Source organism: Pseudomonas sp. IT-P260 (assembly GCF_949768395.1).
Classification (GTDB): domain Bacteria; phylum Pseudomonadota; class Gammaproteobacteria; order Pseudomonadales; family Pseudomonadaceae; genus Aquipseudomonas; species Aquipseudomonas parakoreensis.
On record NZ_CATKPO010000040.1, the window covers coordinates 154,500 to 175,372 of the forward strand.

A 20,873-nucleotide genomic window follows, 5' to 3' on the forward strand; every position below is an offset into this window, starting at 1 on the left:
CATGCAGCATCTCGATCTACAGGTTGTGCGGCGGGCACTGGAGTGGTCTGTGGCGGGGCAGCGCATCTGGCTCTGCACCGTGCTGACCACTTACGGCTCGGCGCCGCGTGCGCCGGGTTCGCTGCTGGCGGTGAACGATAGCGGCCAGTGGATCGGGTCGCTGTCCGGTGGCTGCGTCGAGGAAGACTTTCTCGCGCGCGTCGCTGAAGGTGCGTTTCTCGATGCGGTCAATGTGGTGCGTTACGGCGAAGGTGATGATCCGCGCTCGCGGGTCAGCCTGCCCTGTGGCGGCATTCTCGACGTACTGGTAGAGAAATTTGACGCCGACTGCGAGGTGCAGGCGCATCTGCGTGAGCTTGAATCGGCGTTGCTCGGCCAGCGTCGTCTGATTCGCGAGGTCGATCTGGCCAGTGGTGCGCGCAGTCTGTTCGCGGATCGCGAGCAGGGGGCGCGTATCGAGCGCGAAATCGACCGGGTGCGGATTCGCATCGGTGCTGCTCAGCGCTTGCTGCTGGCGGGTTACTCCAGCGTGGCGCAGGCCTGTGCCGAGTTCGCGGTCGGTCTCGGCTTCGAAGTGATTCTTTGCGATCCGCGCGACGAAGTGCTCGAAGGCGTGGTGCTGAATGGCGTGGAGATTCGTCGGCAATTGCCGTCAGTGTTTATCGCCGATGGCGGCTGTCACCGCGATACCGCGGTGGTAGCGCTGACCCATGATCCGCGCATCGACGACCTGGCAATGATGGAAGCGGTACGCACCGAAGCGTTTTACATCGGCGTCATGGGCTCGCAGCAGACCTCGCAGAAACGTTTTGAGCGCCTGCGCAGGATTGGTGGGCTGGGGGAGATCGAACTGGCGCGGATTCATGCGCCGATCGGGCTTAACCTGGGCAGCAAGACACCGGCGGAGATCGCTTTGGCGGTGCTGGCGGATATCTTGCGGATTCGTAGCGGGATCGCCCGAGACCAGCTCTGATCTGGATTTTGCAAATATTGTGGCGAGGGAGCTTGCTCCCGCTGGACTGCGCAGCAGGCCTTCTTTCTGAATAAAAGAGGGGCCGCTGCGCGACCCGGCGGGAGCAAGCTCCCTCGCCACATTTGTTTGCCAGTCAAGAAAACTGATCAGAACCCCAGCTTGTCACGCAACCCGTAATACCACGCACCCAATGCCGCAAACGGCGTTCGCAGCAACTGCCCGCCCGGGAACGGGTAGTGCGGCAGATCGGCAAACGCATCAAAACGCTCAGCCTGACCACGCAACGCTTCCGCCAGTACCTTGCCGGCCAGATGTGTGTACGTCACGCCGTGGCCGCTGCAGCCCTGCGAGTAATAAATGTTATCGCCCAGGCGTCCGACCTGCGGCAGGCGCGACAGGGTTAGCAGGAAATTGCCCGTCCACGCGTAATCAATCTTCACGTCTTTCAGTTGTGGAAAGGCCTTAAGCATTTTCGGGCGGATGATCGCTTCGATGTTCGCCGGGTCCCGCGCGCCATAAACCACACCGCCGCCGAAGATCAGGCGCTTGTCGCCCGTCAGGCGGTAGTAGTCGAGCAGGTAGTTGCAGTCCTCGACGCAGTAATCCTGTGGCAGGAGGGATTTCGCCAATTCTTCGCCCAGTGGTTCGGTAGTGATCACCTGAGTGCCGCACGGCATCGATTTGGCTGCCAATTCCGGCACCAGATTGCCGAGGTAGGCGTTGCCGGCGACGATGATGAACTTGGCCCTGACCTTGCCTTGCGGCGTGTGCGCCACCGGGTTGGCACCGCGCTCGATGCGCACGGCCGGCGATTGCTCGTAGATCGTGCCGCCGAGGGACTCGACCGCAGCGGCTTCACCGAGCGCCAGGTTCAGCGGGTGGATGTGACCACCGCTCATGTCGAGCATGCCGCCGACGTATTGATCGCAGGCGACCACTTCGCGAATGCGGCGCTGGTCGAGCAGTTCCAGTTGCGTGTGGCCGAAGCGCTCCCACAGGCGCTTCTGCGATTCCAGGTGGCCCATCTGCTTGGCGGAGAGGGCGGCAAACACGCCGCCGTCCTTCAGGTCGCACTGGATGTTGTATTTGGCCACGCGCTCCCGAATGATCCGACCGCCTTCGAAGGCCATCTGCCCGAGCAGTTGTGCTTGCTTGGGGCCGACTGTGCGCTCGATAACGTCGATGTCGCGGCTATAGCTGTTGACGATCTGCCCGCCATTGCGCCCCGACGCACCGAAGCCGACCTTCGCTGCTTCCAGGACTGTGACGCGAAAACCGTTCTCCAGTAGAAACAACGCCGAGGACAGCCCGGTGTACCCGGCGCCGATCACACAGACATCCGTCTCCACATCATCCTGCAGGGCCGGACGTGGCGGTGCGGCATTGGCCGACGCAGCGTAATAAGACTCTGGGTAAGGGGTGTTCGCCATCCTGCAGCCTCTGTTTAATATATTTTACGAGTGCGTCGATCCTACCCGAGTTGAAAAACCTCCGCCAGCCACCGGAAAATCTTCTTTACCGGCCCGAAATTAAATATTTTGCATATTCATAGGGTTAGGTGAAAAAAAGGTGTTGACACCCCTCCGGAATTCCGTAGAATGCCGCCTCACAGCAGGCACGTAGCTCAGTTGGTTAGAGCACCACCTTGACATGGTGGGGGTCGTTGGTTCGAGTCCAATCGCGCCTACCAAACAAAATCCGCTCTGCTGGGCGGTCTGGAAGGGCTCACCGAAAGGTGGGCCCTTTTTTGTTGTCTGCGATTTGTCAAAGCCTTGCTCCAGGCGCTCGCCTCAATCCTTCCGATCTTTCGTTACCCTGGTCGCTTAGCGTGTTTCGAAATAACACGACCTGCTGATATGGCGTTCTGTGCTTTTTTGGATCCGTCGAAAAAGTGTGGATATTGAAGGGGTTACCCGTATTTTTAACCGGCCGGTGATCAAAAAAATGTTGTTGCTGATCGTGAACTTCAGTAACATCTGCCCCGCGTTCACCACCACGGTTTATGCATTTTTAAATCCCAAGCTTCCATCAGCTGCTTGGGATTTTTTTTGCCTGCGATTTGGCCAATCCCGTTCTCTGTCCCCTTGCTTCCTGCGCGAAGCTTTCCAGTCCCACTGCTGTGTGCGGGCGAAACCGGTTTTTTTCGACTACTACTGACTGGCGTTTTCCACGGCTTTCTCAAGGGGTTCGTCGATGCTGGTTCATTGGTTTCTCGCCGCTATTCATCTCTTGGCTTTTGCACTGGGCTTCTGGGCCGTGTTGACCCGTGGCACGGCGTTCAGTCGTCTGGCGGCTGGCGTCGGTGAAGCAAAGCGGGTTTTGCTTGCCGATAATCTGTGGGGCATTGCTGCGCTGGTGCTGCTAGTGACTGGCGGCATGCGCGCCTTTGGCGGGTTTGAAAAGGGCGCTGACTACTATCTGCACCAGCCGCTGTTTCATTTGAAGATGACGTTGTTCGTGCTGCTTCTGTTGATTGAGCTGGCGCCGATGATCACGCTGGTCAAATGGCGGATCGCATTGGCGCGAGGCAAGGCGTTCGATACCGCGCGTGCAAAGCTGTATGCACGGATCAGTCACGTCGAGGCGCTGCTGTTGGTATTGATAGTGATTGCAGCCACCGGCATGGCGCGCGGCGTGACGTTCGGCTAACAAGGAGCAATTCCCTGTGTGCTCTCGGAAATTTCTGACAGCCAGGCTGGGCAGTCGCGGGTAGTATCGCGCTGCAGGAGAGGAACGGAGCAAATGAAGTAGAGCGATGGGATGTGTCAGGCGCCGTGCCGAGTGGGCTGGGGAGCGGATGGCAATACGGCGCGTGTGTCTCTAGCCAGTCATTACGCAAAGCAAACGAACTGGCTACTGACTGCAATGCGGTTCAGGGCGTTTGTGGCTTGTCCGGGGCGGTCAGCCCGGCCTGAATGCGCTGGTAGATTTCTTCACGGTGTACGGCAACGTTTTTCGGAGCATTGATGCCGATACGGACTTGCTGACCGCTTACGCCGAGGATGGTGATCGTAATGTCATCACCAATATTTATGCTTTCACCGACTTTGCGGGTGAGTATCAGCATGGTCTTCTCCTTGATTGCTTTGTAGGGCACCTGATTCAGACAGTGCAGAGGTCGGTGGTACGTATAGATTAGTGCGAAGTCTCACGGTTTGGGTGCCTCTTTCTGACGCGCAGATGCGGCATTAATTCCCAGGGCGTAACTATACAGAGGCTGCAATCATCAATCTCGTTGTTTTGTGCCCATTTTGCGGGCCTCGCGAAGTATTTATGAATGTTAAGATCGCCGCTTTGTGATTTTCGAGGAAAGCGTTGTGCGCAAATTGGTCTGGATGGTCGCGGCACTGGCATTGGCAGGGTGTGGCGAAGGCAAGAGTGTAGACGTGCAGAAGCCGAAAACGACAGTCGCAGCCGCGCCTGTGGCGGCATCTTCTGCGCAGTGGGACCTCGAAGTGCGCGGCGAAACACCTCAGGCTGTCAGCGACCTGAGTGGCTGGTTGATCGAGCATGCGTTCGTGCCGACCGTGATCAAGGACAGCAGCGGCAAGACGCGGATCCTGATTGGTCCGTTCAACTCCCAGGCCGACGCGCAAGCGCGCAAGATCGAGGTGGATGCAGCATTGGTGAAGGCCAAGAAGCAGAACGTCGAATCGGTGATCGTCGAGCATCCGCTCGCACCGTAAGCCGCACTTTCAGCGGAGCGGCCTAAAGGACATCGCAGTCGACTCGTCTTATACGAGTCAATCACGATTTCTCGAAGGAGCTCCGCATGGCCTCCGCCGCTCCCTATAAGCTTTTCAATGCGGTTTTGCGCCGCAAGACGCTGGTGAGTACGCACATGATGCGGATCACGCTCGCCGATCCTTCAATAGGTGGCATGGCCACTTGGGCGCCGGATCAGCGCGTCAAACTGTTCTTCCCGGCTGAAGATGGATCCCCCGCGAGCCTTGCGCAGGAGGAGGGCTGGTACGCGCGTTTTCGTTCGATGTTGGCGAGCCGTCGACCGGCAATGCGCACTTACACCATTCGTCATTTGCGCGCTGATCAGGGCGAGGTCGATATCGATTTTGTCCTGCATGGCGAGACCGGTCCCGCGTCGCGCTGGGCGCTGCGTGCGCAGCCGGGAGCGTCGATGCAGATTCTTGCTCCCGACAGCGGTTTTTCCGCGCAGGATGCCGGAGGGTTCGAATGGAAACCGCCGCAGCTGCTCAAACAGGTTTTGCTGGTGGCCGATGCCACGGCATTGCCGGCGGCGATGGGTATTCTCGAAGAATTGTCCGCCATGGCTGAGCCGCCTCAGACTCAGGCGTACTTTGAAGTCGACAGTTTGGCAGACATGCTCTCGGTGCCAGACTGGCCCGGGCTGGCGGTGCAGTGGCTGATTCGCGATCAGGCGCCAGAAGCAGTGGCTGGTGCGCTGATGGTAGAGGCGGTGCAGCAGGCGTTCTTGCCTGCAGAGGATTCATCGGTCGGGCAAGCAGCCGAACTCGCCGAAGTCGATATCGACAAAGACATTCTCTGGGAGATCGCCAACACGGCCCCCGAAGGTTTTTATGGCTGGATTGCCGGCGAAAGTGCTGCGGTCATGCGTCTGCGTAAATACCTGATCAAGGAATGCGGTATCCCCCGTGAGTCACTCAATCTGATGGGCTACTGGCGCTACAACAAGGCTGGCAGTTAGGTACAAAAAAGGCCTCGAACATCACGTTCGAGGCCTTTTCCTTTGAGCTGGAGGGTCAGCCGCAGGCTTTCAGGTTTACCGGGCCGACGAATTCATTGCCGTGTCCCATGACGCACGCCACGCTCTGATTACGCTGGCGTTCCCAGTCTTGCACCGGGTACGTCTTGTCCCAGGCTTCGTAAAGCTGCCGATCCTGTTTCGACAGGCGCAAGCCGTACTGCTTGCTCATGTAGAAATAGGTGCGCGCGATCATGCCGCGAATCGACGGGCGAGGCATGACTTTCTTGGCCTTGAAGTCGACTTGAGTCAGGCACGAGCCATACTGACCGGATTGCACCGGCAGCCAGCCATAACTGAAATTGCTGCGATCACCGTTGACCTCGCCAATGCTCGGTACCAGGTTGTGCAGGTCGGCTTCGGCTTTCTGATAACTCGGGTCGTAGCGTGTGCAGTTCTTGCGCCCGCCCGACTGCCAGCATTGACGCTGGTGACCGAATTCCCACGCCGGGACAATGTGCTCCCATTCGATGCGCGAAGCGCGCTTGGCATTTTTGCGTGGCACATAACCGCAAGCCTTCAAGTCCACCTTGTTGCCAGTGTATTTGCATCCGCAGTAAAACTCCGTGGACTGCGGTGCATACAGCTTCCAGGCGGCTTTCTTGGCCTCGGTAAAGGTGCGGGGAGCGCCAGCCTGGGCGCCAAAAGCGATGAACAGCAACAGTAATGCAAAACAGCGGACACTCATTGAATCAATCTTCCTTCGGCACAACCCAAAAAATCTGCACGCCGCCATCGTCGCGATAGGCGAGTGTGACGTTGTCGTTCTCGTCGATTTCCTCGAGCAGTTGCTCCCATGCATCCACAGGCTCGTCCGGCAGACGGAAGATCAAGGCGGCTTTGGCTTTTTGTGCGGTAGGGGAATTGATGATTTTTTGAACGCGCATACCCATGCGTTCGTAAGCGTCAGGAGCATCAGGGGAGGTGGCCACGAGGTTATCCTTATTAAGCTGTACGTGCATACAGTATTTAACTGTAAGCATTTTCGCAACTGCTTAAAATTCAAGAAAATCCTCTGACAGCGCTTTTGCGATTTTGGTGTAAGCCGGGTCGATTATTTTGTGCGAAAAAGTCGCGCGCAGCGTAGGTGGCTGCACCACCCGCCGCGCGGGCGAGTGGTGAGCAGGTTGCCCGATCCGGAAAGGCTCAGGCGAGGGTCAATCAATATTCCCAGAACATCCGTTGCAGCTCTTTGCTGTCATTGGTTTTGGTCAGGGCGACCATGGCCAGGATCCGAGCTTTTTGCGGGTTCAGGTCGTGAGCGACGACCCAGTCGTATTTGTCGTCAGGCTGTTCGGCGTTACGCAGAACGAAACCACCGGCGTTGACGTGGGACGAGCGGATGATTTGCACGCCGTCTTTGCGCAAAGCTTGCAGGCTCGGCACTACGCGCGAAGAAACAGAACCATTACCGGTACCGGCATGGATGATGGCTTTGGCGCCGGCCTGGGCCAGTGCTTTGTAGGCGGTATCGTCTACATTGCCGTAGGAATAGGCGATTTCTACGTCAGGCAGGCTCTTGATGTTCTTGATGTCGAATTCCGAATCCATGGTGTGGCGCTTGGCTGGCAAGCGGAACCAATAGGATTTGCCTTCAACCACCATGCCCAGCGGACCCCAAGGGCTTTTGAACGCCTCGGTCTTGATGTTGATCATTTTGCTCACGTCGCGACCGGACTGGATCTCGTCATTCATGGTCACCAGCACGCCTTTGCCGTGCGCTTCTTTGCTGCTGGCCACGGCGACGGCGTTGTACAGGTTGAGCATGCCGTCTGCCGACATGGCGGTGCCCGGACGCATCGAGCCGACGACGATGATCGGCTTGTCGGTCTTCTCTACCAGGTTGAGGAAGTAGGCGGTTTCTTCCAGGGTGTCGGTGCCGTGGGTGATGACGATGCCATCGACGTCTTTGCTGTCGGCCAGTTCCGATACGCGGCGACCTAGTTGCAGCAGGTTGTCGTTGGTGATGCTTTCCGAGGCGATCTGCATGACTTGTTCGCCACGCACGTTTGCCAGTTTGCTCAACTCGGGGATGCCGGCAATCAGTTGTTCAATACCAACCTTGGCCGCCTGGTAAGTGGCGCTGTTGGCTGCGCTGGCGCCGGCACCGGCAATGGTGCCGCCAGTGGCAAGTACCACGACGTTGGCGAGTTTGGTCTGGGTGTCGACTTCTTTTGCCTGAAGGGCGGTTGGCAGGAGCAGGAGGAGGGCCAAAGCGCCCGGTACCAAGGTGTTGAAAGCAGATTTCATTATTTTTCTCTCTAGTAGTGAGACGGTGCTGATGCAGGTTCATCTAGATGCGCCCCTAGCCGATCTGAATGCTCGGGGTGCAGGCTAGGGAGCAGGATCCGTACCAGTGCTACTTTGCTTCAGAGAAATGTTTAACTTCATGATTTGCATCATGTTTTTGTGGAATGGCCAATGGTTGGGCCGATCACCTGTCCGGGTTTCCGAATATTGGGACCTTTCATGTTCGGCTCACCGAAAAGGACTACAGCTCTGGGCGAACGAAACGGCTTGCCGGTTTCGGCTTTTCTGCTAAAGAAACCTGTCAGCAGGCCGATGGGTGTTAAAGGAAACGATTATTTAGGGAGTTCACATGTCACTGACGATCGGTTTTTCACATCCCGGCGCAGTCACCATCGGCGGTAAAACCGCAGCGACAATCAAAGCAATGAACCAGGCGGAAGCAGACGCATCCGAAGAGGCGCTGGGCGTTGAAAAAGAGCAAAGCAACCAGGTCAGAACCGGTGGGCCTGCGCAAGAAGCCAGCCAGGCGAGTAGTGCTGACAGCGGCGATAGCCTGAGCATCACCGTCAAAATGCTGCTCAAGCGGATGCAGGAATTGCAGAAGCAACTGCAAGAACAGCAACAGCAATTGGCGGCGGCGCAGGCGGCAAGTTATCCGACGCCCGAGGCCAAGTCACAGGCGGTCATGTCCGTTCAGGGCCAGATCGCGCAAACCAGCGGCGCGCTGATGGAAGTCGCAGCGGCACTGGTCAAGGAAATGTCCAAGGATTCAACCAGCGGCAACCTGGTCAGCACCACGGCGTAAGCAGGGAAGGGCGAATCGGACGATTCGCCCTGCAATAAAACGATGATTTCTGATTGTTGACAAATGTCAGCGGGATTCGCATAGTTCGGTCTACGCAAACGTTTGCGCGGCTTCCCCGGTGCACTATTGGCCGGAAGAGAGCGCTGAAGCTTACGCCAGCGCGAGCGTTGCTCACAATAATCATAAGATCGGAGTGAACCCATGAAGCTGCCATTCGCTGGACGTCTTCTTGCTGTCGCTATGCTGGCTGCCGCAGCCGCCGCACTACCTGTCTCTTCGGCCTTCGCCGAGTCCCCGGAAAAACCCAAAGTCGCATTGGTCATGAAATCCCTGGCCAACGAATTCTTCCTGACCATGGAAGATGGCGCCAAGGCTTACCAGAAAGAACACTCCGCCGACTTCGACCTGATCTCCAACGGCATCAAGGACGAGACCGATACCGCCGGCCAGACCCGCATCGTCGAGCAGATGATTCTGGCCAAGGTCAACGCGCTGGTCATCGCACCGTCCGATTCCAAGGCCATGGTGCCGGTCATCAAGAAAGCCGTCGATGCCGGCATCACCGTGATCAACATCGACAACCAGCTCGATCCGCAAATCGTCAAAAGCAAAAATATCAGTGTGCCATTCGTAGGTCCGGACAACCGCAAGGGTGCGCGTCTGGTCGGTGAGTACCTGGCCAAGCAACTGAAGGCCGGTGACGAAGTCGGCATCATCGAAGGTGTGTCCACCACCACCAACGCCCAGCAGCGCACCGCCGGCTTCAAGGATGCGATGGACGCGGCGCAGATCAAGGTGGTTTCGTTGCAATCGGGTGACTGGGAAATCGACAAGGGCAACAAGGTTGCTGCTTCGATTCTCAGCGAATACCCGGATGTGAAAGCGCTCTTGGCGGGTAACGACAGCATGGCCGTTGGCGCTGTTTCCGCTGTGCGCGCTGCCGGCAAGGCGGGCAAGGTACAAGTGGTCGGTTACGACAATATCAACGCGATCAAGCCGATGCTCAAGGACGGTCGTGTGCTGGCGACGGCCGATCAGTTCGCTGCCAAGCAGGCTGTGTTCGGTATTGAGACCGCGCTGAAAATCCTCAAGGGCGAAAAAGTCGACAGCGGCGCCAATGGCGTGATCGAAACGCCAGTCGAGCTGGTCACCCAGTAAGTCTTCCGGCGACACAACGGCGCTCGTCCGTCCGGACGAGCGCATGGAGAGTTTTTATGTCAGTTTCCGCCCCGAACGCTGTCCTCTCGGTCAGCGGTATCGGTAAGACCTATGCGCAGCCGGTGCTCACGGGCATCGACTTGACGCTGATGCGCGGTGAAGTGCTGGCGCTGACCGGTGAGAATGGTGCCGGTAAAAGCACGCTGTCGAAGATCATTGGTGGTCTGGTCACGCCGACCACAGGCCAGATGCAGTTCCAGGGCAAAGACTACCGCCCCGGCAGCCGTACCCAAGCTGAAGAGCTGGGCGTGCGCATGGTCATGCAAGAACTCAATCTGCTGCCGACCCTGTCGGTGGCGGAAAACCTGTTTCTCGACAACCTGCCCAGCAACGGCGGCTGGATCAGTCGCAAGCAATTGCGCAAGGCCGCCATCGAAGCCATGGCGCAGGTTGGTCTTGATGCCATTGATCCGGACACCTTGGTGGGCGAGCTGGGTATCGGGCATCAGCAGATGGTCGAGATCGCGCGCAACCTGATCGGCGATTGTCATGTGCTGATTCTTGATGAGCCGACGGCCATGCTCACTGCCCGTGAAGTTGAAATGCTCTTTGAGCAGATCACCCGTTTGCAGGCGCGTGGCGTTGCGATCATCTATATCTCCCACCGCCTGGAAGAGCTGGCGCGCGTCGCGCAACGCATTGCTGTGCTGCGGGACGGCAATCTGGTCTGCGTCGAGCCGATGGCCAATTACAACAGTGAGCAACTGGTCACCTTGATGGTCGGTCGCGAACTGGGCGAACACATCGACATGGGCCCGCGCAAGATTGGCGCGCCAGCCCTGACGGTCAAGGGCCTGACCCGCTCCGACAAGGTGCGCGATGTTTCCTTTGAAGTGCGTGCTGGCGAGATTTTCGGGATTTCCGGGCTGATCGGCGCCGGACGCACTGAATTGCTAAGGCTGATTTTCGGCGCCGATCTGGCCGACAGCGGCACGATCGCGCTGGGTTCGCCGGCGCGGGAGGTCAGTGTGCGTTCACCGGTTGATGCAGTGAAGCACGGCATCGCCCTGATCACCGAAGACCGCAAGGGCGAAGGCCTGCTGCTCAGTCAGTCGATCAGCGCCAACATTGCTTTGGGCAACATGCCGGAAATTTCCCGGGCCGGGGTCGTCAATAACAGCAACGAAATTTCCTTGGCGCAGCGTCAGATCAACGCCATGCGCATCCGCAGTTCGAGCCCGTCCCAATTGGTTTCCGAGCTGTCTGGCGGCAATCAGCAGAAGGTCGTGATCGGTCGCTGGCTGGAGCGTGATTGCTCAGTGCTGTTGTTCGACGAGCCGACTCGCGGCATTGATGTGGGTGCCAAGTTCGATATCTATGCCTTGCTGGGCGAATTGACGCGTCAGGGCAAGGCGCTGGTGGTGGTATCCAGTGACCTGCGCGAGCTGATGCTGATCTGCGACCGGATCGGCGTTCTGTCGGCAGGGCGTTTGATCGATACCTTCGAGCGCGACAGCTGGACCCAGGATGATTTGCTTGCTGCCGCGTTCGCCGGCTACCAAAAACGTGATGCGCAGCTCAATGAAGCGGCGCCTAGGGAACTCCCATGAAAACTGCATCTTCTGCCGGCAAACGTGGTGGCAATTTCTACGGTCTTGGCACCTATCTGGGCCTGGCGGGTGCCTTGTTGGCGATGGTGGCGTTGTTCTCGGTCATGAGCAGCCACTTTCTGTCCTACGACACCTTCAGCACGCTGGCCAATCAGATCCCCGATCTGATGGTGCTGGCGGTGGGCATGACCTTCGTGCTGATCATCGGCGGCATCGACCTGTCGGTCGGTTCGGTGCTGGCACTTGCCGCCTCGACAGTCAGCGTAGCGATTCTCGGCTGGGGCTGGAGCGTGTTGCCGTCCGCTCTGCTTGGAATGGCGGTGGCTGCACTGGCGGGTACGGTGACCGGTTCGATCACTGTGGCGTGGCGTATTCCTTCATTCATCGTTTCGCTCGGTGTGCTGGAAATGGCCCGTGGCCTGGCGTATCAGATGACCGGTTCGCGCACCGCCTACATCGGTGATTCGTTTGCCTGGCTGTCGAACCCGATCGCCTTCGGTATCTCGCCGTCGTTCATCATTGCCTTGCTGGTGATCTTCATCGCGCAAGCGGTGTTGACCCGTACCGTGTTCGGTCGCTACCTGATTGGTATCGGCACCAACGAAGAAGCGGTGCGTCTGGCGGGGATCAATCCAAAACCGTACAAGATTCTGGTGTTCAGCCTGATGGGGCTGCTCGCGGGCATCGCCGCGCTGTTCCAGATTTCCCGTCTGGAAGCGGCGGATCCGAATGCCGGCTCCGGCCTCGAACTGCAAGTCATCGCCGCCGTGGTCATTGGTGGCACCAGCCTGATGGGGGGGCGTGGTTCGGTGATCAGCACCTTCTTCGGAGTGTTGATCATTTCGGTGCTCGCCGCCGGTCTGGCGCAGATCGGTGCGACCGAGCCGACCAAGCGCATCATCACCGGTGCGGTGATCGTCATTGCGGTGGTACTCGATACCTATCGCAGTCAACGCGCCAGTCGACGGGGCTAAGTCATGGCAACGATCAAGGATGTGGCGGCGCTCGCGGGGATTTCCTACACCACGGTTTCTCACGTGGTGAACAAGACCCGGCCGGTCAGTCAGGAGGTGCGGTTGAAGGTCGAGGCGGCCATCAAAAGCCTCGACTACGTACCAAGTGCTGTAGCGCGTTCGCTGAAAGCCAAGACCACTGCGACCATTGGCTTATTGGTGCCCAACAGCCTCAACCCGTATTTTGCCGAGTTGGCTCGGGGTATCGAGGATTACTGCGAGCGTAACGGCTATTGCGTGATCCTTTGCAACTCTGACGATAACCCGGAAAAACAGCGCAGCTATTTGCGGGTGCTGCTGGAGAAGCGCATTGACGGCCTGATCGTCGCCTCCGCCGGTGGCGACATCGGGCTCGCGCAAGGGCTGGCCGGGGTGAAAACGCCGATGGTCATCGTCGACCGCGGGCTGGATGGCGTGGACGCCGATCTGGTGCGCATCGACCATGAATATGGTGCCTATCTGGCGACGCGTCACCTGCTGGAGCTGGGCCATCGTGACATCGCCACCATCGGTGGTCCGTCGAGCACCAGCGTGGCGCAAATGCGTCAGGCCGGTTTTTGTCGTGCGCTGCAGGAGGCGGGCATCACCGTGCGGCCCGAGCGCATGCTGGAAAGCGATTTCACCAGTACCGGTGGCTACAACGCGGCGGCGATCCTGCTCGAAGGCAACCCGCCGAGCGCGATCTTCGCCGGAAACGACATGATCGGGATCGGTGTGCTGCGTGCGGCGGCCGAGCGCAATGTGCGCGTGCCAAGCGAGCTGTCGGTGATCGGCTTCGACGATATCCAGATGAGCCGTTATGTGTACCCGGCGCTGACCACCGTTGGTCAGTCGATCCTGCAGTTGGGCGAGATGGCTGCCGAAGTGCTGCTGCGAAGGATTGCTACCCCGAGTCTGGTCACCGATCAACGAATCGTGACCCCGAGTATTGTCTTGCGCGAATCGACTGCACCGCTGTCAGGCGTGTTCACCGAGTACCGCTGAAATCGAATTGACGAGTAGTGATGTATGCCAGCAAATGTAGTGGTAATAGGCAGCCTGAACATGGATCTGGTCACCCGGGCGCCACGGCTGCCAAAGGGTGGTGAAACGCTGATCGGTCATTCCTTTGCCACCGTTTCCGGCGGCAAGGGCGCCAATCAGGCAGTTGCTGCTGCGCGCCTGGGTGCGCAGGTGGCGATGGTCGGTTGTGTTGGCAACGATGACTACGGCGTGCAATTGCGCGACGCATTGCTGGCCGAGCAGATCGATTGTCAGGCGGTGAGCACGGTTGCCGACTCCAGTGGCGTGGCGCTGATTGTGGTCGATGACAACAGTCAGAACGCCATCGTGATCGTCGCTGGCGCCAACGGTGCAATGACCCCGGCGGTGATTGACCGTTTTGATGCGGTGCTGCAAGCGGCCGACGTGATTATCTGCCAGCTGGAGATCCCGGATGCAACGGTGGGGCATGCGCTCAAGCGAGCGCGTGAGCTGGGCAAAACCGTGATTTTAAACCCGGCGCCGGCCAGTCGTCCGTTGCCGGCAGACTGGTTTACCGCCATCGACTACTTGATCCCCAACGAAAGTGAAGCGGCTGCGTTGAGCGGGTTGCCGGTCGATTCGCTGCAGAGCGCAGAGAGCGCTGCCAGTCAGTTGATCGCAATGGGCGTGGGCAAGGTCATCATTACTCTCGGTGCGCAAGGTTCACTGTTTGCCAATAGCAAAGGTTTCGAGCATTTCCCGGCGCCCAAGGTGAAGGCGGTCGATACCACCGCCGCGGGCGATACCTTTGTGGGTGGTTTTGCCGCAGCGCTCGCCAGTGGCAAATCCGAGGCTGAGGCGATCCGTTACGGGCAAGTCGCTGCAGCGTTATCTGTGACCCGGGCCGGCGCTCAGCCTTCCATTCCAACAATGTCCGACGTACAGGCGTTCAAACCCGCATGAAAAAGACTCCTTTGCTCAACGTCGCGTTGTCGCGGCTGATCGCCTCCCTGGGCCATGGCGACATGGTGGTGATCGGTGACGCCGGACTGCCGGTTCCTCCTGGCGTTGAACTGATTGATCTGGCGCTGACCCACGGCGTTCCGGATTTTGTCAGTACCCTGAAAGTCGTGCTCAGCGAGATGCAGGTGGAGAGCCATGTGCTGGCCAACGAAATCCTCGACAAGCAGCCGACCGCCCTGGTTGTGCTTGACGAGTTGCAAGAAGAGGGCGCCCTCGGTCGCCGCGATCTGCTGACTCATGAGCAATTCAAGGTCCTTAGCCGACAGGCACGGGCGATTGTTCGTACAGGCGAATGTCAGCCGTACTGCAACATCGTGCTGGTGGCCGGAGTAACGTTCTAATCGGGTTTTCGACCCTTTCATTTTCATCAGCACAAGGAATGCGCCATGCACCGCTATGCTCAAAAACTCCATCAATTGCTTCGGAGTCTGCTGCTTTTGTCTTTTATTTCCGCCACCAGCGCTCAGGCTGCTGAAAAGATCGACCTGATCATCGACACCGATCCGGGTGCCGACGACGTGGTCGCCTTGCTGTTCGCCCTGGCTTCGCCGGATGAACTGAACATTCGCGCACTGACCACCGTGGCCGGCAACGTGCGCCTCGACAAGACTTCGCGCAACGCGCGCCTGGCTAGCGAGTGGGCAGGGCGCGAGGACGTTCCGGTTTACGCCGGCGCGCCGAAGCCGCTGATGCGTACGCCGATCTACGCCGAGAACATCCATGGCAAGGAAGGCCTGTCGGGTGTCACCGTACATGAGCCGAAAAAAGGCCTGGCCGAAGGCAATGCGGTCAACTACCTGATCGATACCCTGAAAAAAGCCAAGCCGCATAGCATCACCATCGCCATGCTTGGCCCGCAGACCAACCTGGCGCTGGCGCTGATCCAGGAGCCGGAGATCGTTAACGGTATCAAGGAAGTGGTGATCATGGGCGGCGCGCACTTCAATGGCGGCAACATCACCCCGGTGGCCGAATTCAACTTGTTTGCCGACCCGCAAGCGGCAGAAGTGGTACTCAAGAGCGGTGTAAAACTGACCTATCTGCCGCTGGACGTGACCCACAAGATCCTCACCAGCGACGCCCGCCTGAAGCAGATTGCCGCGCTCAACAACAATGCGAGCAAGATTGTCGGCGACATCCTCAACGAGTACATCAAGGGCGACATGGAGCACTACGGCATCCCGGGTGGCCCGGTGCATGACGCTACCGTCATTGCTTACCTGCTCAAGCCGGAGCTATTCACTGGTCGCTCGGTGAACGTGGCCATCGACAGCCGTGAGGGGATCACGTTCGGTCAGACCGTGGTCGATTGGTACGACGGTCTGAAACAGCCGAAAAACGCATTTTGGGTCGAGAATGGCGATGCCCAAGGTTTCTTCGATCTGCTGACTGAGCGTCTGAAGCGCTTGAAGTAAGGCCAGGACCCGCAGGTGCAAGCCTGCGGGTTTTTAATCCCTCTCCGTGTCCTGCGTGCTCTTGTCGTCATGCTGGTACCGCTCGAACACTTGAGCGATAAACGTTTGTGCGCCTTGGGTTCCCATCGTCTTGACCAGCAGATCGATGCTGATCAGCGCGAGCTCCTCCGAACTGCCCGGGCTATACGAACTGTGTCCCTTCGGCCACAAAACCTTGATGTCAGCGGAGATGCTTACGGTGCTCATGAGTGCGCTCGAAAAGTCGGGAATGTCTGAGCGCGAGTTAACCACTTTGTCCGGCGTTTGGCACTGCGACTTAGGCATGGGCGCGACGCTATGCGACACTTGGTCTTTTCCGGCTGAACCAAGGAATGTGCTGTGCAGATCGATTTGAATTCCCCCGACGGCCTCACACTCGACGCTGTGCGCCAGTTGCTCGCGTCGGCCAGCGATGATGTGCATACGCAGCTGCGTGTGACCAAGGGGGGGATTGCCTATATTTCGTCCGGTGTGACCGGCGGGCAGGATATTGATGGCCTGCTCTTTCGCCTGGAGACCTGGGCCAAGGGTTCGGGGTATGTCGGCAACGTCGCGGCCAGCGATGAAGTCTGGGTGATGCAGATTTTCAATGCGCTGAAAGACAACTGGCCGAATCCGCCGCTCGACTACATCGACGTCTATTGAGCTTCGTTAATATTCGGTGACGATTGTGTGAGGATGCGCTGCACGCTCTTCAGGCAGACTCAGCGTTTTTCCGGATCGTGGGGCAGGGTGGCAGCATTGGTTGTGAAACCAAACGCCAGATTGGCGGTCGCACGATCTCAGCTTAACCATTTGAAAGAAGGAGGCTTCATGCCTTTGAAGTTCGCGTCTCTGGGTGCACTTATGGCCGTTGCCATGTTGGCCGGTTGCAGCACGACCTCCAGCGAGTCGGCAAAGGATCCTGTGGCGACCGATGCCGGTCACAGCCGCTGTGAAGCAAAGGCAGCGGAATTTGCCATCGGTAAAAAGGCTTCGCCGGAGCTGCTCGATCAGGCGCGTGCCAAGGCTGGCGCGCAAAACGCCCGTTTCCTCAAGCCAACCGACATGATCACGTTGGAATACCGCTCCGATCGCTTGAATCTGAACACCGACAACAACCTGGTGGTCACTCGCGTCAGCTGCGGTTGATCGCAGAGCGCTTTTGTTGCAGGCATAAAAAACCCCGTCACATGGACGGGGTTTTTTTAGTGCGCCGGGAAATTACTCTGGGCGAACTTGTGCAGCTTGCATACCCTTTTGGCCTTTCTCAGCCACGAAAGAGACGGTCTGGCCTTCTTTCAGGCTTTTGAAACCGTCGGATTCGATAGCTTTGAAGTGTACGAACAGGTCGTCACCGCCACCTTGAGGAGTGATGAAGCCGAAGCCTTTTTCATCGTTGAACCATTTAACGGTGCCGGTTTGGCGATTAGACATGGTGTATCTCCAAGAAACATATATTTTCAGTAGTACTGTGCTGCTCAGGCCAACTGGGCACACCCGGGTATCATAGTCGAAATGTTCGCTTTGGTAGCCCCCCGGACGTGCTGTTTGCTTTCATATTGCATCGATTTCAACCTCTGAAATGTCTGCAAGCCCCGGTTTCAGTGGCTTGTGGCCGAAAGAAGAGGGTGTAAAAAAAGCTATAAAACCTGCGTAAATTATCGATTTCGGGGTCTTTTTGGCGTTTTTTGGTCTGCCGGATGCCCGAAAAAACATTCGTCAGCGCTTATTTCTGCACTCGGCAAACCGAGATTTCTTTCAGTGCGCGCTGACCCAGTTCACCACTTGGCGGGGTGTTCTTGTCCATCAGTTGCGCGATCTCTTGCGTGGTGAATTTCTTTTCCAGCACATCGGCACCGCAAGCACAGTGTTTATTGGCTTCGGCTGGATTGACGCTCTTGCTGGCGGCGGCGGTGCAGTCGTTCATGTACTGGGCTTTGACACCGGCAGGCCAGGCCGCGTTGGCGCTCAGCGGCAGTAGCAGGGCCAGCGGGGCCGCGTAAGCAAAAAGTCGGATAAGGCGCATGTCGGAAACTCCTTGGGTTGATATCGGCGACGATTCTCAGCTTATTTGAGGCAAAGCGTATATCCCAAGTTCACTTTGCGCCGCAAAAATGCACAAATCTTCAGCACTGAAAATCCTTCGACTCGATGACCGCTCATCTGTGCTAGCATGCCGGGCTCAAGCGTTCTCAGGCTCCGGATGGCCTTCAGCCCCGAAGCGGTCAGCGTGCGAAACCCTGATTTGAATCCCAGTCACTCTGGTTCGGTTTTCCGGTTGGCCGCAAGGCTCCTGCCGCTGTAAGGCAGGCGTTCGTCATTGAATGGCCTGGATCGGATCTTGTACTGGCTCATCCCAACCCACGTGACCTTTGGTAGGGGTCACCACTAGGAGAGGAGGCGCCATGCCAACTATTACTCTTCCCGACGGCAGTCAACGTTCATTCGATCACCCGGTTTCCGTAGCCGAGGTCGCCGCATCCATTGGTGCCGGCCTGGCCAAGGCCACCGTGGCCGGCAAGGTCAACGGCAAGCTGGTCGACGCCTGCGACATCATCGAGAGCGACGCAACGCTGCAAATCATCACGCCAAAGGATGAAGAGGGGCTGGAGATCATTCGCCACTCTTGCGCACACCTGGTTGGCCATGCGGTCAAGCAGCTGTATCCGACTGCGAAAATGGTCATCGGCCCGGTTATCGACGAAGGCTTCTATTACGACATCGCCTTCGAGCGTCCTTTTACTCCGGACGACATGGCCGCCATCGAACAGCGCATGCATCAGCTGATCGACAAGGATTACGACGTCATCAAGAAAGTCACTCCGCGCGCCGAAGTGATCGAAGTGTTCAAGGCTCGCGGCGAAGACTACAAGCTGCGTCTGGTCGAAGACATGCCGAACGAGCAGGCCATGGGCCTGTACTACCACGAAGAATACGTCGACATGTGCCGCGGCCCGCACGTGCCGAACACTCGCTTCCTGAAATCTTTCAAGCTGACCAAGTTGTCCGGTGCCTACTGGCGCGGTGATGCCAAGAACGAGCAGCTGCAGCGCGTTTACGGTACTGCCTGGGCAGACAAGAAGCAGCTGGCGGCTTACATCCAGCGCATCGAAGAAGCGGAAAAGCGCGATCACCGCAAGATCGGCAAGCGCCTGGGCCTGTTCCACACCCAGGAAGAAGCGCCGGGCATGGTGTTCTGGCACCCGAACGGCTGGACCCTGTATCAAGTGCTCGAGCAGTACATGCGCAAGGTGCAGCGTGACAACGGCTATCTCGAGATCAAGACGCCGCAAGTCGTTGACCGCAGCCTGTGGGAGAAATCCGGGCACTGGGCCAACTACGCCGACAACATGTTCACTACCGAGTCGGAAAGCCGCGACTACGCCATCAAGCCGATGAACTGCCCATGCCATGTGCAGGTGTTCAATCAGGGTCTGAAGAGCTACCGCGAGCTGCCGATGCGTCTGGCCGAGTTCGGTGCGTGCCACCGTAACGAGCCGTCGGGTGCCTTGCACGGTATCATGCGTGTACGTGCGTTTACTCAGGACGACGCCCACATTTTCTGCACCGAAGAGCAGATGCAGGCTGAATCCGCAGCGTTCATCAAATTGACTATGGATGTTTACCGCGACTTCGGCTTCACCGACGTCGAAATGAAACTGTCCACTCGTCCGGAAAAACGCGTGGGTTCCGACGAACTGTGGGATCGCGCCGAAGCAGCACTGGCTGCAGCCCTTGATTCCGCGGGTCTGCCGTATGATCTGCAGCCGGGTGAAGGTGCGTTCTACGGTCCGAAAATCGAGTTCTCGCTGAAAGATTGCCTCGGTCGCGTCTGGCAGTGTGGTACCTTGCAGCTCGATTTCAACCTGCCTGTCCGTCTCGGCGCCGAATACGTCTCCGAAGACAACAGCCGCAAACACCCAGTGATGCTGCACCGGGCGATCCTCGGTTCGTTCGAGCGTTTCGTCGGGATTCTGATCGAGCATTACGAAGGTGCATTCCCTGCGTGGCTCGCGCCAACCCAGGCAGTGATCATGAATATCACTGATAAACAGGCAGATTTCGTCGCTCAGGTTGAAAAAACTCTCAACGAAAGCGGATTTCGTGCCAAGTCCGACTTGAGAAATGAAAAGATCGGCTTTAAAATCCGCGAGCATACTTTGCTCAAGGTTCCCTATCTTTTGGTTATCGGAGATAAGGAAGTCGAGATGCAGACTGTCGCTGTGCGTACTCGTGAAGGTGCTGACCTGGGCTCGATGCCCGTCGCCCAGTTCGCTGAGTTTCTCGCGCAAGCGGTTTCCCGGCGTGGTCGCCCAGATTCGGAGTAATTATTATTAAGCGTGAAATGAGACAAGATAAACGAGCTGCACCGAAAGCCCCGATCAACGAGAATATCTCGGCACGCGAGGTTCGGTTAATTGGCGCTGATGGCGAGCAGATTGGCATCGTCTCGATTGATGAAGCGCTTCGTATTGCTGAAGAAGCAAAGCTTGATCTGGTAGAAATCTCTGCTGACGCAGTCCCACCGGTTTGCCGGGTGATGGACTACGGCAAATCGATCTTCGAAAAGAAGAAGCAGATTGCAGCAGCGAAGAAAAACCAGAAGCAGATTCAGGTAAAAGAAATCAAGTTTCGTCCAGGGACGGAGGAAGGGGATTACCAGGTAAAACTGCGCAACCTGGTACGTTTCCTGAGTGACGGGGACAGGGCCAAGGTATCCTTGCGATTCCGCGGCCGTGAGATGGCCCACCAGGAGCTGGGGATGGAACTCCTCAAGCGGGTTGAAGCTGACCTGCTCGAGTACGGTTCGGTCGAACAGCATCCTAAGATGGAAGGACGCCAGCTGATCATGGTCATCGCCCCGAAAAAGAAGAAGTAATCAACAGGGCACGGCAGGCCTT

At 57.8% G+C, this 20,873-nt stretch carries 25 protein-coding genes and 1 tRNA gene; 18 read left to right on the plus strand and 8 right to left on the minus strand.

The window, feature by feature from the left end; all coding sequences use genetic code 11:
* Position 1 precedes the first annotated feature (1 nt).
* Positions 2-973 (plus strand): XdhC family protein, encoded by a 972-nt coding sequence (locus ACM6HV_RS19655; protein WP_414905070.1) that lies wholly within the window; start codon positions 2-4, stop codon positions 971-973.
* Between the two features lie 146 nt (positions 974-1,119).
* Here ACM6HV_RS19655 and ACM6HV_RS19660 read toward each other — a convergent pair whose 3' ends face one another.
* A complete protein-coding gene (locus tag ACM6HV_RS19660) occupies positions 1,120-2,403 on the minus strand; it encodes an NAD(P)/FAD-dependent oxidoreductase (protein ID WP_414905071.1) in 1,284 nt (427 codons plus the stop codon).
* A 183-nt stretch (positions 2,404-2,586) separates the two neighbouring features.
* On the opposite strand from ACM6HV_RS19660, the gene ACM6HV_RS19665 reads away from it, so the two are divergent.
* The 3 genes from ACM6HV_RS19665 (at position 2,587) to ACM6HV_RS19675 (ending at position 3,622) form a co-directional block, all read left to right on the plus strand.
* Positions 2,587-2,663, plus strand: a tRNA-Val gene (locus tag ACM6HV_RS19665).
* Positions 2,664-2,866: 203 nt separating this feature from the next.
* On the plus strand, positions 2,867-3,130 hold the full coding sequence (locus tag ACM6HV_RS19670) for a hypothetical protein (RefSeq protein ID WP_142579701.1): 264 nt from the start codon (positions 2,867-2,869) through the stop codon (positions 3,128-3,130).
* Positions 3,131-3,166: 36 nt separating this feature from the next.
* The gene (locus ACM6HV_RS19675; protein ID WP_414905072.1) at positions 3,167-3,622 is read left to right on the plus strand and encodes a DUF2214 family protein; all 456 of its coding nucleotides are present in this window, start codon (positions 3,167-3,169) and stop codon (positions 3,620-3,622) included.
* A 223-nt stretch (positions 3,623-3,845) separates the two neighbouring features.
* On the opposite strand, the gene csrA is transcribed toward ACM6HV_RS19675, so the two are convergent.
* Positions 3,846-4,040, minus strand: coding sequence for a carbon storage regulator CsrA (gene csrA, locus ACM6HV_RS19680; protein ID WP_003179932.1), 195 nt, complete (start codon positions 4,038-4,040; stop codon positions 3,846-3,848).
* Between the two features lie 250 nt (positions 4,041-4,290).
* Between csrA and ACM6HV_RS19685 the strand changes: the two genes are divergently transcribed.
* Positions 4,291-4,659, plus strand: a complete 369-nt coding sequence (locus tag ACM6HV_RS19685) for an SPOR domain-containing protein (RefSeq protein WP_414905073.1) — start codon at positions 4,291-4,293, stop codon at positions 4,657-4,659.
* 86 nt (positions 4,660-4,745) lie between these two features.
* Positions 4,746-5,657: a siderophore-interacting protein gene (locus tag ACM6HV_RS19690; RefSeq protein ID WP_414905074.1), complete on the plus strand. Its 912-nt coding sequence runs from the start codon at positions 4,746-4,748 to the stop codon at positions 5,655-5,657.
* A gap of 55 nt (positions 5,658-5,712) precedes the next feature.
* Here the strand turns inward: ACM6HV_RS19690 and ACM6HV_RS19695 are convergent, their stop codons facing one another.
* The 3 genes from ACM6HV_RS19695 to ACM6HV_RS19705 all read right to left on the minus strand — a co-directional run bounded on the left by ACM6HV_RS19695 (position 5,713) and on the right by ACM6HV_RS19705 (position 7,964).
* A complete protein-coding gene (locus tag ACM6HV_RS19695; protein ID WP_041066103.1) occupies positions 5,713-6,402 on the minus strand; it encodes an endonuclease in 690 nt (229 codons plus the stop codon).
* A 4-nt stretch (positions 6,403-6,406) separates the two neighbouring features.
* Positions 6,407-6,697, minus strand: a complete 291-nt coding sequence (locus ACM6HV_RS19700) for a DUF1654 domain-containing protein (RefSeq protein ID WP_003226395.1) — start codon at positions 6,695-6,697, stop codon at positions 6,407-6,409.
* 178 nt (positions 6,698-6,875) lie between these two features.
* Positions 6,876-7,964 carry an asparaginase gene (locus ACM6HV_RS19705; RefSeq protein WP_414905075.1) on the minus strand — a complete coding sequence of 363 codons (1,089 nt, stop codon included), beginning with the start codon at positions 7,962-7,964 and terminating at the stop codon, positions 6,876-6,878.
* Between the two features lie 349 nt (positions 7,965-8,313).
* Between ACM6HV_RS19705 and ACM6HV_RS19710 the strand changes: the two genes are divergently transcribed.
* The 8 genes from ACM6HV_RS19710 (at position 8,314) to ACM6HV_RS19745 (ending at position 15,951) form a co-directional block, all read left to right on the plus strand.
* Positions 8,314-8,769 (plus strand): hypothetical protein, encoded by a 456-nt coding sequence (locus tag ACM6HV_RS19710; RefSeq protein WP_414905076.1) that lies wholly within the window; start codon positions 8,314-8,316, stop codon positions 8,767-8,769.
* 201 nt (positions 8,770-8,970) lie between these two features.
* Positions 8,971-9,927 carry a sugar ABC transporter substrate-binding protein gene (locus ACM6HV_RS19715; protein ID WP_041066111.1) on the plus strand — a complete coding sequence of 319 codons (957 nt, stop codon included), beginning with the start codon at positions 8,971-8,973 and terminating at the stop codon, positions 9,925-9,927.
* 56 nt (positions 9,928-9,983) lie between these two features.
* Positions 9,984-11,537, plus strand: a complete 1,554-nt coding sequence (locus tag ACM6HV_RS19720) for a sugar ABC transporter ATP-binding protein (RefSeq protein WP_414905077.1) — start codon at positions 9,984-9,986, stop codon at positions 11,535-11,537.
* On the plus strand, positions 11,534-12,511 hold the full coding sequence (locus ACM6HV_RS19725; RefSeq protein WP_041066117.1) for an ABC transporter permease: 978 nt from the start codon (positions 11,534-11,536) through the stop codon (positions 12,509-12,511). The genes ACM6HV_RS19720 and ACM6HV_RS19725 overlap by 4 nt, the downstream gene beginning before the upstream one ends.
* 3 nt (positions 12,512-12,514) lie before the next feature.
* Positions 12,515-13,534, plus strand: a complete 1,020-nt coding sequence (locus ACM6HV_RS19730; protein WP_222018874.1) for a LacI family DNA-binding transcriptional regulator — start codon at positions 12,515-12,517, stop codon at positions 13,532-13,534.
* 24 nt (positions 13,535-13,558) lie between these two features.
* Positions 13,559-14,476: a ribokinase gene (gene rbsK / locus ACM6HV_RS19735; protein WP_414905078.1), complete on the plus strand. Its 918-nt coding sequence runs from the start codon at positions 13,559-13,561 to the stop codon at positions 14,474-14,476.
* A complete protein-coding gene (gene rbsD, locus ACM6HV_RS19740) occupies positions 14,473-14,877 on the plus strand; it encodes a D-ribose pyranase (RefSeq protein WP_041066125.1) in 405 nt (134 codons plus the stop codon). The genes rbsK and rbsD overlap by 4 nt, the downstream gene beginning before the upstream one ends.
* Before the next feature lie 45 nt (positions 14,878-14,922).
* The gene (locus tag ACM6HV_RS19745; protein ID WP_414905079.1) at positions 14,923-15,951 is read left to right on the plus strand and encodes a nucleoside hydrolase; all 1,029 of its coding nucleotides are present in this window, start codon (positions 14,923-14,925) and stop codon (positions 15,949-15,951) included.
* 33 nt (positions 15,952-15,984) lie between these two features.
* On the opposite strand, the gene ACM6HV_RS19750 is transcribed toward ACM6HV_RS19745, so the two are convergent.
* Complete coding sequence (locus ACM6HV_RS19750; RefSeq protein WP_086793391.1) at positions 15,985-16,197, minus strand: hypothetical protein; 213 nt, start codon at positions 16,195-16,197, stop codon at positions 15,985-15,987.
* Positions 16,198-16,329: 132 nt separating this feature from the next.
* Between ACM6HV_RS19750 and ACM6HV_RS19755 the strand changes: the two genes are divergently transcribed.
* On the plus strand, positions 16,330-16,635 hold the full coding sequence (locus ACM6HV_RS19755) for a hypothetical protein (RefSeq protein ID WP_041066130.1): 306 nt from the start codon (positions 16,330-16,332) through the stop codon (positions 16,633-16,635).
* A gap of 168 nt (positions 16,636-16,803) precedes the next feature.
* Positions 16,804-17,121: an I78 family peptidase inhibitor gene (locus tag ACM6HV_RS19760; RefSeq protein WP_145595109.1), complete on the plus strand. Its 318-nt coding sequence runs from the start codon at positions 16,804-16,806 to the stop codon at positions 17,119-17,121.
* A 72-nt stretch (positions 17,122-17,193) separates the two neighbouring features.
* Here ACM6HV_RS19760 and ACM6HV_RS19765 read toward each other — a convergent pair whose 3' ends face one another.
* Together ACM6HV_RS19765 and ACM6HV_RS19770 are read right to left on the minus strand one after the other, a co-directional pair.
* On the minus strand, positions 17,194-17,406 hold the full coding sequence (locus ACM6HV_RS19765; protein ID WP_003179963.1) for a cold-shock protein: 213 nt from the start codon (positions 17,404-17,406) through the stop codon (positions 17,194-17,196).
* Positions 17,407-17,698: 292 nt separating this feature from the next.
* Positions 17,699-17,998, minus strand: coding sequence for a hypothetical protein (locus tag ACM6HV_RS19770; RefSeq protein WP_041066136.1), 300 nt, complete (start codon positions 17,996-17,998; stop codon positions 17,699-17,701).
* A gap of 379 nt (positions 17,999-18,377) precedes the next feature.
* On the opposite strand from ACM6HV_RS19770, the gene thrS reads away from it, so the two are divergent.
* Both thrS and infC read left to right on the plus strand, forming a co-directional pair.
* Entirely contained in the window at positions 18,378-20,300 is a 1,923-nt protein-coding gene (thrS, locus tag ACM6HV_RS19775; RefSeq protein ID WP_414905080.1) for a threonine--tRNA ligase, read from the plus strand.
* Entirely contained in the window at positions 20,300-20,851 is a 552-nt protein-coding gene (gene infC / locus ACM6HV_RS19780) for a translation initiation factor IF-3 (protein WP_170929410.1), read from the plus strand. The genes thrS and infC overlap by 1 nt, the downstream gene beginning before the upstream one ends.
* Positions 20,852-20,873 lie beyond the last annotated feature (22 nt).

Bases quoted from the DNA above. Each gene is read 5' to 3' on its own strand.
- ACM6HV_RS19655 (WP_414905070.1), top strand. From the start codon at position 2: ATGCAGCATCTCGATCTACAGGTTGTGCGGCGGGCACTGGAGTGGTCT.
- ACM6HV_RS19660 (WP_414905071.1), bottom strand. From the start codon at position 2,403: ATGGCGAACACCCCTTACCCAGAGTCTTATTACGCTGCGTCGGCCAAT.
- ACM6HV_RS19675 (WP_414905072.1), top strand. From the start codon at position 3,167: ATGCTGGTTCATTGGTTTCTCGCCGCTATTCATCTCTTGGCTTTTGCA.
- csrA (WP_003179932.1), bottom strand. From the start codon at position 4,040: ATGCTGATACTCACCCGCAAAGTCGGTGAAAGCATAAATATTGGTGAT.
- ACM6HV_RS19690 (WP_414905074.1), top strand. From the start codon at position 4,746: ATGGCCTCCGCCGCTCCCTATAAGCTTTTCAATGCGGTTTTGCGCCGC.
- ACM6HV_RS19695 (WP_041066103.1), bottom strand. From the start codon at position 6,402: ATGAGTGTCCGCTGTTTTGCATTACTGTTGCTGTTCATCGCTTTTGGC.
- ACM6HV_RS19700 (WP_003226395.1), bottom strand. From the start codon at position 6,697: ATGCTTACAGTTAAATACTGTATGCACGTACAGCTTAATAAGGATAAC.
- ACM6HV_RS19705 (WP_414905075.1), bottom strand. From the start codon at position 7,964: ATGAAATCTGCTTTCAACACCTTGGTACCGGGCGCTTTGGCCCTCCTC.
- ACM6HV_RS19710 (WP_414905076.1), top strand. From the start codon at position 8,314: ATGTCACTGACGATCGGTTTTTCACATCCCGGCGCAGTCACCATCGGC.
- ACM6HV_RS19715 (WP_041066111.1), top strand. From the start codon at position 8,971: ATGAAGCTGCCATTCGCTGGACGTCTTCTTGCTGTCGCTATGCTGGCT.
- ACM6HV_RS19720 (WP_414905077.1), top strand. From the start codon at position 9,984: ATGTCAGTTTCCGCCCCGAACGCTGTCCTCTCGGTCAGCGGTATCGGT.
- ACM6HV_RS19725 (WP_041066117.1), top strand. From the start codon at position 11,534: ATGAAAACTGCATCTTCTGCCGGCAAACGTGGTGGCAATTTCTACGGT.
- ACM6HV_RS19730 (WP_222018874.1), top strand. From the start codon at position 12,515: ATGGCAACGATCAAGGATGTGGCGGCGCTCGCGGGGATTTCCTACACC.
- rbsK (WP_414905078.1), top strand. From the start codon at position 13,559: ATGCCAGCAAATGTAGTGGTAATAGGCAGCCTGAACATGGATCTGGTC.
- rbsD (WP_041066125.1), top strand. From the start codon at position 14,473: ATGAAAAAGACTCCTTTGCTCAACGTCGCGTTGTCGCGGCTGATCGCC.
- ACM6HV_RS19745 (WP_414905079.1), top strand. From the start codon at position 14,923: ATGCACCGCTATGCTCAAAAACTCCATCAATTGCTTCGGAGTCTGCTG.
- ACM6HV_RS19750 (WP_086793391.1), bottom strand. From the start codon at position 16,197: ATGAGCACCGTAAGCATCTCCGCTGACATCAAGGTTTTGTGGCCGAAG.
- ACM6HV_RS19760 (WP_145595109.1), top strand. From the start codon at position 16,804: ATGCCTTTGAAGTTCGCGTCTCTGGGTGCACTTATGGCCGTTGCCATG.
- ACM6HV_RS19765 (WP_003179963.1), bottom strand. From the start codon at position 17,406: ATGTCTAATCGCCAAACCGGCACCGTTAAATGGTTCAACGATGAAAAA.
- ACM6HV_RS19770 (WP_041066136.1), bottom strand. From the start codon at position 17,998: ATGCGCCTTATCCGACTTTTTGCTTACGCGGCCCCGCTGGCCCTGCTA.
- thrS (WP_414905080.1), top strand. From the start codon at position 18,378: ATGCCAACTATTACTCTTCCCGACGGCAGTCAACGTTCATTCGATCAC.